The sequence below is a fragment of the Brevundimonas sp. FG128 genome (assembly GCF_057809775.1).
Window position 1 is genome coordinate 200,506 of the sequence record NZ_JBMDKP010000004.1, and the last position, 12,015, is coordinate 212,520.

The 12,015-nt window shown below is 67.0% G+C and carries 10 protein-coding genes; 7 read left to right on the forward strand and 3 right to left on the reverse strand.

What is annotated here, in order from left to right:
• Positions 1 to 41: 41 nt before the first annotated feature.
• On the reverse strand, positions 42 to 1,364 hold the full coding sequence (gene pelA, locus ACODSC_RS12485) for a pectate lyase (RefSeq protein ID WP_488814282.1): 1,323 nt from the start codon (positions 1,362 to 1,364) through the stop codon (positions 42 to 44).
• 198 nt (positions 1,365 to 1,562) lie between these two features.
• Between pelA and ACODSC_RS12490 the strand changes: the two genes are divergently transcribed.
• The 3 genes from ACODSC_RS12490 to ACODSC_RS12500 all read left to right on the forward strand — a co-directional run bounded on the left by ACODSC_RS12490 (position 1,563) and on the right by ACODSC_RS12500 (position 5,212).
• The gene (locus tag ACODSC_RS12490) at positions 1,563 to 3,605 is read left to right on the forward strand and encodes an NAD(+) synthase (RefSeq protein ID WP_488814284.1); all 2,043 of its coding nucleotides are present in this window, start codon (positions 1,563 to 1,565) and stop codon (positions 3,603 to 3,605) included.
• A gap of 209 nt (positions 3,606 to 3,814) precedes the next feature.
• The gene (locus ACODSC_RS12495) at positions 3,815 to 4,039 is read left to right on the forward strand and encodes an alkylphosphonate utilization protein (protein WP_008263608.1); all 225 of its coding nucleotides are present in this window, start codon (positions 3,815 to 3,817) and stop codon (positions 4,037 to 4,039) included.
• Positions 4,040 to 4,084: 45 nt separating this feature from the next.
• The gene (locus tag ACODSC_RS12500) at positions 4,085 to 5,212 is read left to right on the forward strand and encodes a CobW family GTP-binding protein (protein ID WP_488814285.1); all 1,128 of its coding nucleotides are present in this window, start codon (positions 4,085 to 4,087) and stop codon (positions 5,210 to 5,212) included.
• A gap of 44 nt (positions 5,213 to 5,256) precedes the next feature.
• On the opposite strand, the gene ACODSC_RS12505 is transcribed toward ACODSC_RS12500, so the two are convergent.
• Positions 5,257 to 6,309, reverse strand: a complete 1,053-nt coding sequence (locus ACODSC_RS12505; protein ID WP_488814286.1) for a 1,9-bis(guanidino)-5-aza-nonane synthase — start codon at positions 6,307 to 6,309, stop codon at positions 5,257 to 5,259.
• Positions 6,310 to 6,521: 212 nt separating this feature from the next.
• Positions 6,522 to 7,787: a type III PLP-dependent enzyme gene (locus tag ACODSC_RS12510; protein WP_488814287.1), complete on the reverse strand. Its 1,266-nt coding sequence runs from the start codon at positions 7,785 to 7,787 to the stop codon at positions 6,522 to 6,524.
• Positions 7,788 to 8,016: 229 nt separating this feature from the next.
• Between ACODSC_RS12510 and ACODSC_RS12515 the strand changes: the two genes are divergently transcribed.
• The 4 genes from ACODSC_RS12515 to phnE all read left to right on the forward strand — a co-directional run bounded on the left by ACODSC_RS12515 (position 8,017) and on the right by phnE (position 11,981).
• The gene (locus ACODSC_RS12515) at positions 8,017 to 9,246 is read left to right on the forward strand and encodes a DUF2254 domain-containing protein (RefSeq protein WP_488814288.1); all 1,230 of its coding nucleotides are present in this window, start codon (positions 8,017 to 8,019) and stop codon (positions 9,244 to 9,246) included.
• 106 nt (positions 9,247 to 9,352) lie between these two features.
• Positions 9,353 to 10,162 (forward strand): phosphonate ABC transporter ATP-binding protein, encoded by an 810-nt coding sequence (phnC, locus tag ACODSC_RS12520; protein ID WP_488814290.1) that lies wholly within the window; start codon positions 9,353 to 9,355, stop codon positions 10,160 to 10,162.
• A complete protein-coding gene (phnD, locus tag ACODSC_RS12525; RefSeq protein WP_488814291.1) occupies positions 10,159 to 11,172 on the forward strand; it encodes a phosphate/phosphite/phosphonate ABC transporter substrate-binding protein in 1,014 nt (337 codons plus the stop codon). Before phnC ends, phnD begins: the two co-directional genes overlap by 4 nt.
• A complete protein-coding gene (phnE, locus tag ACODSC_RS12530; RefSeq protein WP_488814292.1) occupies positions 11,169 to 11,981 on the forward strand; it encodes a phosphonate ABC transporter, permease protein PhnE in 813 nt (270 codons plus the stop codon). The genes phnD and phnE overlap by 4 nt, the downstream gene beginning before the upstream one ends.
• Positions 11,982 to 12,015 lie beyond the last annotated feature (34 nt).

Consider the following 12,015-nt stretch of genomic DNA (forward strand, 5'->3'; position numbering starts at 1 on the left):
ACCCTCAGCAGACACCACGCTGCTGAGGGCCGGAACGCCCCTTACCGATGCGCGGCCGCCCATTCGGCGTAGGCGTCCAGGGCCTTCTGGGGGGTGGCGTTCCACCAGGAATAGCCGTTGCGGCGCCCGACGGAGATGCCGTTGACGTCGTCGTGGATGGTCAGGTTCTTGTCGCCGAAGATCGGGCGGCCGGTGACGAGGTCGTAGTTGCGCGACCAGATCGGCCCGGCGCCCGGCTTGTCGATCAGCTTGCGGCCGTCGTCGGTCATCTCGAACGACTTGTCATAGACGCGGGTCGCCTCCAGCCAGGCGGCGCCGCCGCGGATCGCGGCCTGGACCTCGGGCGAGGGGTCGGGCGTCTGCATCAGGAACAGCAGGATGTCGGTGGTTTCGCCGCTGGCGACCGAACGGGGCTCGTAGTTGCGGGCGCTGGCGGGGACCAGGCGCATCGGCTCGACCTGCTGGGGCCAGCCCAGCAGCCGGTCGCCGTCGCGCACCTGGGCGGCCAGGATGACGTCGACGGCCTTGCGCGTCGCTTCGGCCGCGCGGCCTTCCAGCTCGGCCGGGACGAAGTCAAAGCCGTTTTCGCCGTTGGCGACGTCGCGCAGCACCATGGCGGCGTTGGCCACGGCGTTGTCGTTGAAGGTGATGGAGTCGTGGAAACCGCCTTCCAGCGGCCAGACCTGCGGCCAGCCGCCGTTGGGATACTGGGCGTTCAGCAGATAGTGGACGCCCTTGATCACGCTGGCGCGCCAGGCGTCGCCCTGGGCGCCGGGGGCCTGGGCCGCGACCTTGGCCAGGAAGCGCATCTCGGTCCAGGTGGCGTCATTGTCCAGCGTGCCCACGAAGGTCCAGAAACGGTCGGCGGGCGCGTCGAAATTGGCCGGGTTCTGCTCCATCGTCTCGGCGTCGTTGGAGAAGCGCTGTCCCGGCAGGCGGGCGATGCGGCGGTCCTGGTTCTTGCTCCAGCCGCCGGCCGGGGTCTGGAAGCTGACGATGGCGTCGGCGATGGCCCGCGCCTCGGCGGTGGCGTACCATTCGGCCGGACGATCCAGCGGCATGTGATGTTGATCGCCGCCGACGGCCTGGGGCGGGGGTGGCGGCGTGGCGCCGGCGGGCAGTTCGGCGGCCAGGGCGTCGTGATCGGCCTTCATCTGCGCCTGCGAGCGGGCCAGATAATCCAGCCAGGCCCCGCGCTCCGCATCCGGCAAGGCCCCGATCCGGTCCGGCGTAAGGCTGACGGCGGGATTGTTGCGCGCGATGACGTCGGCCCGCGCGGCGCCGCCGTCCAGGTTCGAAACGACAAGCGTCCCGCCGGCCATAACGGCCAGCGTCAGCAGGGGAGCGGCGAGGATATGTCTCATGTGAAGCGGTTCCTGGGTCCGGCATGGCTTGGAAGCCATTCTCATTATGTCGAGCATCATTTTACATAATGATACGCGACCTGCAAGACTGGGCCGTAAGGGCGTCTGCGGGGTCGGCGCGAGCAAGAGGTCTCCCCCTCGGCCCCGGCGGACTATATGAGAGACGAAGACCGGCGCGGCCGGGATGAGGCACGATCGATGGCAGACACCCGTTCTTTCCACTCGCCAAAGACCCATGGCTTCGTGCGGGTGGCGGCGGCGACGCCGGTCAGCCATGTCGGCGACCCCAAGGCCAATGCCGACGAACACGTCGCCCTGATCCGTCAGGCCGGCGATCAGGGCGTGGACCTGATGGTGTTTCCGGAGCTGTCGCTGTCGGCCTATGCGATCGACGACCTGCACATGCAGGCCGCGTTGCTGGAGGAGGTCGAGCGGCAGATCGCTGTCGTGGCCCAGGCGACGGCGCAGAGCGACTTGGTCGCCGTGGTCGGGGCGCCGATCAGGAACGGCGACGCCCTGTATAACTGCGCGGTGGTGATCGGGGACGGCGAGGTTCTGGGCGTCGTGCCCAAGACCTATCTGCCCAACTACCGGGAATATTACGAGAAGCGTTGGTTTGCGCCTGCGACGGCCCGCGCCGAGGACGTGATCCGGCTGAACGGCGAGACGGTGGATTTCGCGCCGGGCCTGGTGTTCGAGGCGGTCAACCGACCGGGCTTCGTCTTCGCCGTCGAGATCTGCGAGGACTATTGGGCGCCCTTGCCCCCCTCTACCCGCGCGGCCCTGGCGGGCGCGCGCATCCTGCTGAACCTGTCGGCGTCCAATATCGTCATCGGCAAGGCGGACGAGCGGGCCATGTTGAGCGCCAGCCATTCGGCGCGGACCCTGTCGGCCTATGTCTTCACCGCCTCGGGCTGGGGCGAGAGCACCACCGACCTGGCCTGGGACGGCCAAGCGACAATCCATGAACTGGGGTCCAAGCTGGCCGAGGGCGAGCGGTTTGCCCTGGAGAGCCATCTCACGCTTGCTGACGTCGACGTGGACCGGATCGGGCTGGACCGGCTGCGCAACGGCACCTTCGCCGAATGCGCCCGCGTCGAGGGCGAACCGGCGACCGTCGTGCCCTTCATGGCGCGCGAGGATGCGGTCGAGAGCGAGCTGATCCGCCCGCTGGACCGTTTCCCCTTCGTGCCGGACGATGCAGGGCGGCTGGACCAGGACTGCTACGAGGCCTTCAACATCCAGGTCCAGGGGCTGATGCGCCGGATGACGGCGACCAAGGCCGAACGACTGGTGATCGGTGTCTCGGGCGGGCTGGATTCGACCCAGGCCCTGCTGGTCGCCTGTCGCGCCTTCGACCGGCTGAACCTGCCCCGGACGAACATCCTGGCCTATACGATGCCCGGTTTCGCCACCTCGGACGGGACCAAGTCCAACGCCTGGGCCCTGATGAAGGCCCTGGGCGTCACGGGGGCAGAGATCGACATTCGCCCCGCCGCCGAACAGATGTTCAAGGACATCGGCCACCCCTATGCCGAGGGTCGCCCGGTCCACGACATCACTTTCGAGAACGTGCAGGCAGGCGTGCGGACCGACTATCTGTTCCGGCTGGCGAACCAGAACCGAGCGTTTGTCCTGGGCACCGGCGATCTGTCGGAGCTCGCGCTGGGCTGGGCCACCTATGGCGTTGGCGACCATATGAGCCACTACAACGTCAACGGCGGGGTTGCGAAGACCCTGATCCGGCACCTGATCCGCTGGGTGGCGGCCGGCGACCTGATCGGGAACGGGGCGCGCGAGACCCTGCACGCCATTCTGGATACCGAGATTTCGCCCGAACTGGTGCCGGCGAAAGATGGCGTGATCCAGTCGACCGAGGGGACGGTCGGCCCCTATGCGTTGAATGACTTCTTCCTGTTCTACATCAGCCGGTTCGGCCTGAAGCCGTCCAAGGTCGCCTTCCTGGCGCACCAGGCCTGGGGCGACGCGGGCGCCGGACATTGGCCCGCGAACACGCCCGAGGACGAAAAGGTCGAATACGATCTGGCGACCATCAAGGCCTGGCTGAGGAAATTCCTGATCCGTTTCTTCCAGACCGCCCAGTTCAAACGCTCGGCTCTGCCCAACGGGCCCAAGGTCGTCACCGGCGGCTCCCTGTCCCCGCGCGGCGACTGGCGCGCGCCGTCAGACGGCAATGCGCGGGTCTGGCTGGACGAACTGGACGCGAACGTCCCGGACTAACCGCCACCTCCCCGCTTTGCGGGGAGGTGGCGCGGCGCCTCTTCGCGCCGTGACGGAGGGGCTGTGTCCGCATCGCTGATGTCCGTGGGGCGTCAGGCAGCCCCTCCACCGCTTCGCGGTCCCCCTCCCCATTTCATGGGGAGGAGACATGGGCGAAATCCGCACGTCGAGTGTGGATATTTGTCGGCCCGGTCGCTAGAAGCTTCGCCATGACCGAAGACGTGACCAAAGACTCCAACGGCAACATCCTGGCCGACGGCGACAGCGTGACCCTGATCAAGGATCTGAAGGTCAAGGGTTCGGGCGGCGTGACGCTGAAGCGCGGGACCCTGGTCAAGAACATCCGCCTGACCGGCGACACCGACGAGATCGAGGCCAATGTCGACAAGGTGCGCGGCCTGGTCCTGCGCGTCGAGTTCGTGAAGAAGGCTTAGCGCCCCCTCTTCCCAAGTGAGGCGCCAGCCGCCATCTAGCGGCCTATGACCGACACCCTCGCCGCCCCCGTTTCGACCGCCGCCGTCAGCGGCAAAATCCCCGTCACCGTCCTGACCGGCTATCTCGGCGCGGGCAAGACGACGCTGCTGAACCGGATCCTGACCGAGGATCACGGCAAGCGTTACGCCGTCATCGTCAACGAGTTCGGCGAGATCGGCATCGACAACGACCTGGTCGTCGGCGCCGACGAGGACGTGTTCGAGATGAACAACGGTTGCGTCTGCTGCACGGTGCGCGGCGACCTGATCCGCGTGGTCGCCGGCCTGATGAAGCGCCAGCGCCCCGGCAAGCCCGCCTTCGACGCCATCATCGTCGAAACGACAGGCTTGGCCGACCCCGGGCCGGTGGCCCAGACCTTCTTCGTCGACGAGGACGTCAAGGCCAAGACCCAGTTGGACAGCGTCACCACCCTGGTCGACGCCAAGCACGTGATGGCGCGGCTGGACGATTCAAAGGAGGCCCGCGAACAGGTGGCCTTCGCCGACCGCATCATCCTGAACAAGGTGGATCTGGCGACGCCGGAAGAGCTGGACGCGGTCGAGGCGCGGCTGCGGGCGCTGAACCCGCTGGCGCCCATCGTGCGCGCCGAGCGGTCCAACGTGCCGCTGGATCAGGTGCTGGGTCTGCATGCGTTCGACCTGGACCGAATCCTGGAGGTCCGGCCGGACTTCGTGAACCCGCCGCACGGTGCGGACGGCCATGTGCATGACGAGGCCTGCGGTCACGATCACCACGATCATGATCACGGACACGACCATCATCACCATGATCACCATGATCACTCACACGGCGCGCGCGGCCATGCGCACCAGGATGACATCAAGGGCATCTCCCTGTCGCTGGACCGCCCCCTGGACGGCGCCAAGTTCACGGCCTGGCTGGACAAGCTGCTGGGCGAGCAGGGTCAGAACATCCTGCGCGCCAAGGGCATCATCGACGTTCAGGGCGAGAACCGCCGCCTGGTCTTCCAGGCCGTGCACATGATTCTGGAAGGCGACCTGCAGCGCGAATGGGGCGTCGCCGAACGCCGCTGGAGCCGCGCGGTCTTCATCGGCCGCGATCTGGACGAGGTCGAACTGCGCAAGGGTTTTGAAGGGTGCGCCGCCGCCTGAGTTGACCCTTCTCCCCTCGGGGGAGAAGGAAACCAACGCCTGATTTATTTGCCGAACAGCTTGTTCCAGTGGCGCTTGTCGCGGTTCTTCCACGACCCGCGGTGGTAGGCGTCGGAGCCGATCAGGGGCACGACCGTGGTGGCTTCGGCGAAGACCATCTGTTCGTGGGTGGTCTGGACCTTGCCCCACGAAGCCGCTTCTTTCAGCGTCGAGGACGAACAGGCCCCGTCGCGGACGTCGGCGACCGTGATCTGGACCGCATAGCGGTGCATCTCGGCCTCGACGCCCAGGATTTCGGCGCAGACCACGGTGTCCTGGGCGAAGTTCTTGGGCACGCCGCCGCCGACCATGAACAGGCCGGTGACGCCCGCTGCGATCTTGATGTCGGTCAGTTCGCGGAAGTCGGCGATGGCGTCCAGCATCAGATAGGGCTGGCCGGCGGCGGCGCGTTCCTTCTGGTGCTTGACCAGGCCAAAGCCAGCCGAGCTATCGACGAAGGCCGGGCAGAAGATCGGCACGCCCTCTTCATAGGCGGTCTGGATCAGCGAGCCGGGCTTCTTGGCGTTGCCCTCGCTCAGCCACTTGCCCATTTCCCAGATGAACTCACGGCTGGAATAGCCGCGCGGCTCCAGCCGGTTGGCGATCTCCAGGATGGTGTGGTCGCAGGCCTGGAGCTCTTCCTCGTCGATATAGGTGTCGTAGATCCGGTCGATGTAGTTGTCGCGCAGGACGTTGTCGTCCACCTCGCCGGCGGCCTGATAGTGTTTGAAGCCCAGGGCCTCAAAGAAATCCATGTCCACGATGGAGGCGCCGGTGGCGACGACCGCGTCCACCATGCCGAACTTCACCATGTCGCGGTAGACGTGCATGCAGCCGCCGGCCGAGGTCGAACCCGCCAGGATCAGCCAGGGCGAGCAGTCCTTGTCCTCGATGGCCATCGAGAAGATGTCGGCGGCGCGGGCGGTGTCGCGCGACGAGAAGGACATCTTGCGCATGCTGTCGATAATCGGGCGCGCGTCGAAGGACGTGATGTCCACATGCTCGACCACATTCTGCAGCAGTTGGGCCTTGGTGTTGGCCTGGACGGGTGCGTTCATTTCGGCGGTTTCCCTGTGATTTGAGCGCCCGTCGAACAAGCAGACATGCCGGGACGGAGCGACCGACAGGACCGATAGACTTACAGCCTCAGCCCGTCACCCTCGGACTTGATCCGAGGGTCGGACGCGCCGCCGCGAACGTCCCGCAAGGGAGTCGCGGACGGCCCGATCCTCGGGTCGAGCCCGAGGATGACGCATAGGGTTGGAGAGACCTACTTCCGGCGCGACTTGCGCTGACCGGCCTTACCCTTGGGACGTGACAGACGCACGACCTTGCGGGCGTTCTCCTCGGCCGTGGTGCGCACGGTCGGGATGGAGCGCGGGGCCAGGCCGTAGAGGGAGGCCATCGGGGCGTCCTCGACCATGGCGATGTCGTGTTCGCCATAGCCGTTGAAGCCTGTCGACATGGCGACGCCGTAAGCGCCGAGCATGCCAATCTCGATGAAGTCACCTTCGCGGATGTCGGCCGGCAGCCAGAACGGGCCGGGCATGTGGTCGATGGAATCGCAGGTCGGGCCGTAGAACTGGAAGGCCTTCAACTCGCCTGCGCTTTCACCGTCCCGGACCAGCTTGGTCGGGAAGGGCCAGCGTGAGTGGGTCGCGTCGAACAGCGAGCCGTAAGACCCGTCGTTCAGATACAGGGCGTCGCCCTTGCGCAGATCGACGCGGGCCAGGATCGACGAGGATTCGGCGACCAGGGCCCGGCCGGGCTCGCACCACAGCTCGGTCGTTTCCGACACCGGCATCTCGTTGAAGCCGCGATGGATGGCGTCGGCGTATTCGCTCATGTCCGGCGGGACCATTCCCGGATAGACCGAGGGGAAACCGCCGCCGACATCGACGATGTCCACGATGACGCCGGCGCGGCTGATCGACCGGCCGACCTGGGCCATGGCGGCCTGGTAGGCGGTCGGACGCATGCACTGGCTGCCGACGTGGAAGGAAACGCCCATCAGGCCTTCCTTGACCGCCTGGCGCGTGGCCATCAGCAGGGCCGGAGCCTGATCCGCCGAAACGCCGAACTTGCCCGAAAGCGTATAGGCCGCGCCATCGGCCGAGACGGCCATGCGCACGATCAGGTTCAGGTCGTCCGCGCCGCCGGTGGCGTCGAGGATCTTGTTCAGCTCATCGACGCAGTCGAGCGAGAAGGTCCGCACGCCGTGGTCGAAATAGGCCTTGGTGATCGCAGACCGGCTCTTGACCGGGTGCATGAAGGCCAGGCGAACGTCATGGCTGACCGAGCGAACAAGCTCGATCTCGGCGATGGACGCCACGTCGAAGCCGCGAACACCGGCCTCGATCAGGGTTTCGACGACCCAGCGTGAAGGGTTGGCCTTCACAGCATAGAAGACGTCGGCCTTTAGATTATCCTGGAACCAGCGCGCCGCTACGGAAACCGAACGCGGCCGCACGAGGGCGACGGGACGTTCAGGGGACCGCTCACGGACCAGGTCCAGGGGAAGCTGATACGTGCGCAATTCACGTAACCCCCTGCTAATTGTTAAACCCAGACCGGCGTTAGCGGCGCAGACAGGACCTACGGGGTCCGCCGGAAGCCGCGATATGGGGACTTCGAACTGTCATGTAAAGGGGTTTTTTCGTGGCGGGGCCTGGGTTTGACTGTCACAAACCGCCTGAAACGCCGCTGAGCCGCGCCGAAAGGGCAACCTTGGCCGTTTTGCGCCGTTCCGAAGCCTGGAGGCGTGCATGAATCGGTGGCTGTTCTTCTGGCGCAAGTTGCGGCGCCAGCTCTGGGTGCGGGCGACCGCCTATGCCGGAGTGGGGGTGGCGGCTGCGCTGCTGGCCGCGAGCCTGGCGCCCTGGGTGCCGAAAGACATGGCCGAAAGGCTGGGCGGGGGATCGGTCGAAGCCATACTGACGATCCTGGCCTCAAGCCTTCTGGGGGTCGCCACCTTTTCGGTCGGCGCCATGGTGACGGCCTATACGTCGGTGTCGTCCGCAGCCAGCCCGCGCGTCGCGGCCCTGGTGACCAGCGACGAGGAGACGCAGAAGTCGCTGGCGACCTTCGTCGGCGCCTTTCTCTACGCCATCGTCTCGGTGACGGCGATCAACGCCCACTATTACGGCCAGGAAGGCCGGGCGATCCTGTTTCTGGTCAGCCTGGCGATGGTGGGGCTGGTGGCGTTCCGGCTGCTGGCCTGGATCAACCGCCTGTCCAGCCTGGCGCGGGTCGGGCACATGATCGACCTGGTGGAGCGCTATGCGCTGGAGGCGCTGACGCAGCGCCGCGACACACCGCTGATAGGCGGACGCCGGGGGCGGCTGGCGCACGGCGCGGCGGTCACGGCCCACGCCACCGGCTATATCCAGAACGTCGATCCCGAACGCCTTCAGTCGATGGCCGAGGCGCGCGACTGCGAGGTGGAGGTGGTCGCCGCACCCGGCGCCTTCGTGCGGCGCGGCGGGGTTCTGGCGCGCATCAGCCTGCCCGATTGCGACGCGGATGCGCAGGAGGATTTCCGCTCGGCCTTCGCCGTCGGGGACTCGCGGTCCTACGACCAGGACCCGCGCTTCGGCCTGATCGTGCTGGGCGAGATCGCCGCCAAGGCCCTGTCGCCCGGCGTCAACGATCCGGGTACGGCGATCCAGATCATCTCGTCCGGCGTGCGCCTGATCGACGCCTGGGTCGGGGACGGGCCGGAGGACGAAAAAGGGACGAAACGCGACCGGCTGTTCATGCCCGGCATCGTCGATGCGGATCTGCTGGACGACGTGTTCGGCCCGGTGGCCCGCTACGGCGCAGGCGACGTGGCCGTGGCGGTGCGGCTGCAGAAGGGGCTCAGGACCCTGGCGACCACGCCGTCGCTGGCCCCTGCGGTCCAGGCGCTGGCGCGCGAGGCGCTGGAACGCAGCCGCGTCGCCCTGCCGATCGCGGCCGACGTCGCACGGGTCGAGGCCGCGGCCGAAGGCCGCTGAACCGGTCGGGTCTGGACGAGGTCGCACGCCGTGTGCGATTAACACTTGCTCAAGCGCCCGTGACGCGTCATGCGGCGCCCCTTCGTCACAGCCTCCCAGCGAGTTCATGAGTTCATCCGCAGCCGCCGTCGCCTCCGGGTTAGTCCTGGCGCGTGACGTGTCGAAGACCTTCGGATCGCGAAAGGCGCTGGACGGCGTCTCGATTTCCGTCGCCTCGGGCGAGATGGTCGCCCTGATCGGTCCGTCCGGCTCGGGCAAGTCCACCCTGCTGCGCTCGATCACCGGCCTGCAGTCGATCGACGCGGGCGCGGGCGTCATCCAGGTCTTCGGCGAGACGGTTCAGAAGGACGGGCGGGTCACGGGTTCGGTGCGCAAGGCGCGCGGCAAGCTGGGCATGATCTTCCAGCAGTTCAACCTGGTCGGCCGCCTGAGCCTGTTCTCCAACGTCATGCTGGGCGCGCTGGGGCGTCTGCCGTCGTGGCAGGGGCTGTTGGGCATTTGGCCGCAAGCCGACAAGGACAAGGCCATGGCGGCCCTGCACCGCGTCGGCGTGAGCGACTACGCCGCCCAACGCGCCAACACCCTGTCGGGCGGCCAGCAGCAGCGCGGCGCCATCGCCCGCGCCATCGTGCAGGGGGCCAAGGCCATCCTGGCCGATGAACCCGTCGCCTCGCTGGACCCGGTGTCCGCGCGCAAGGTGATGGAACTGCTGGTCGAGTTGAACCGGCGCGACGGCATGGGGGTGATCGTCACGCTTCACCAGGTCGACTACGCCATCCGCTATTGCGACCGCGTCATCGCCCTGCAAGGCGGCAAGATCGTCTATGACGGTCCGTCAACGGGGCTGGACCAACAGCGCCTGATCGAAATCTACGGTCCCGAATTCGAGGACGCGTTCTGGGAGACCAAGGCATGAGCCTGTCCCGTATTTCCGCCACTCGCCGCCTTTTCGCCGCCGGCGCGGCCGTCATGGTCATGGGCCTAGCTGCTTGCGGCGGCGGCGACGACGCCAAGACCACGGGCGGCGCGCCGAGCGAGATCACCTTCTCCATCCTGTCGGCCGAAGGTCAGGCCTCGGCCGGGCCGCTGTGGCAGCCGCTGCTGGACGACATGTCCAAGGCGATCGGCGTGCCGGTGAAACCCTATTTCGGCTCGAACTATACGGTCCTGGTCGAGGCCATGCGCGGCAATCACACCCAGGTGGGCTGGTTCTCGGCCAAGCCCGAGGTCGAGGCCATCGATCGGGCCAACGCCGAGGTCATCGCCCGCACCGTCAACCGCGAGGGGCTGGACAGCTATCAGTCCACCCTGATCGTCAAGAAGGGCTCGGGCATAACGCTGGACAAGGTCCTGGCGTGCGACAAGCAGTACAATTTCGGCATCGGCGACGCCCAATCGACGTCGGGCACGCTGGCGCCCCTGACCTTCCTGTTCAATCCGCGCGGGATCACTCCGGCCCAGTGCTTCAAGACGGTGCGCTCGGCCAACCACCAGGCCAACGCTTTCGGCGTCGCCACCGGCGTGATCGAGGTGGCCACCTCCAACAGCGTGAACACCCTGTTCATGCGCAAGGAAAACCCGCAGCTGGCCGGTCAGATCGAGGACATCTGGACCTCGCCGCCCATCCCCGAGAGCGGCATCGTCGTGCGCGAGGACCTGGACCCGGCGCTCAAGGAAAAGATCCGCAGCTTCTTCCTGACCTACGGCCAGGGCGAAGGCGCCGAGGCCGAGCGCCAGCGCAAGATTCTGGCGGATCTAGAATATTCCCGCTTCGCCGCCGCCGACGACAGCTATCTGGACCCCATCCGCGAAATGATCGCCGACCAGAAGCTGGGTGAAGCGCGCGCCAAGGGCGACACAACGGGCGTCGCCGCCGCCGAACGCGAGCTGCAGCGCCTGCGCAGCCTGCGCGAGGTGCGCCCTTGACCGCAGCCGCCATCCCTGCGGCCGCGATCCCGGCTGCGCCCAAGAAATCGACCCTGGCCTGGGTCGCCGACATCCTGGTGTGGGGCGGCGTCGCGGCCGTGCTGCTGTACAGCATCGACGCGGTGGACCTGGGCAACCTGTCGCGGCTGTTCGCGGGCAACGACAGCACCCAGCTGTTCGTCCACGACCTGCTGCGTCCCGACTTCAGCGACTGGAAGATGTTCGTCGCCAAGATGTGGGAGACGGTCCAGATCGCCCTGTGGGGCACCTTCCTGGCCGTGCTGCTAGGGATTCCGCTGGGTCTGGCGGCGGCGCGCAACATCGCGCCCGCGTGGGTGGTGACGCCGGTGCGCTGGATCATGAACCTGCTGCGTTCGGTGCCCGACCTTGTGATCGGCCTGCTGTTCGTGACCGCCGTTGGCCTGGGGCCTCTCGCAGGCGTCCTGGCCATCACGCTGAACACGGCCGGGGTTCTGGCCAAGCTGTTTTCCGAGGCCGTCGAGTCGATCGACAAGGGGCCCGTTGAGGGCGTGCGCGCCACCGGCGCGGGCAAGCTGCACGAGATCGTCTGGGGCGTGCTGCCGCAGGTGGCGCCGCTGTGGACCTCGTTCGCCCTGTATCGCTTCGAATCCAACAGCCGGTCCGCGACCGTTCTGGGTCTGATCGGCGCGGGCGGCATCGGTCAGGTGCTGTTCGACAGCATGAACGCCTTCAACTTCCAGGCCGTGTCGGCGATCGTCATCGTCGTGGTCGTGGCCGTGACCCTGATCGACACCCTGTCGCAGGTCATGCGTCGCCGCCTGCTGTAACGGCGTTCTGACCCTACGCGGGAAATCGTCACAG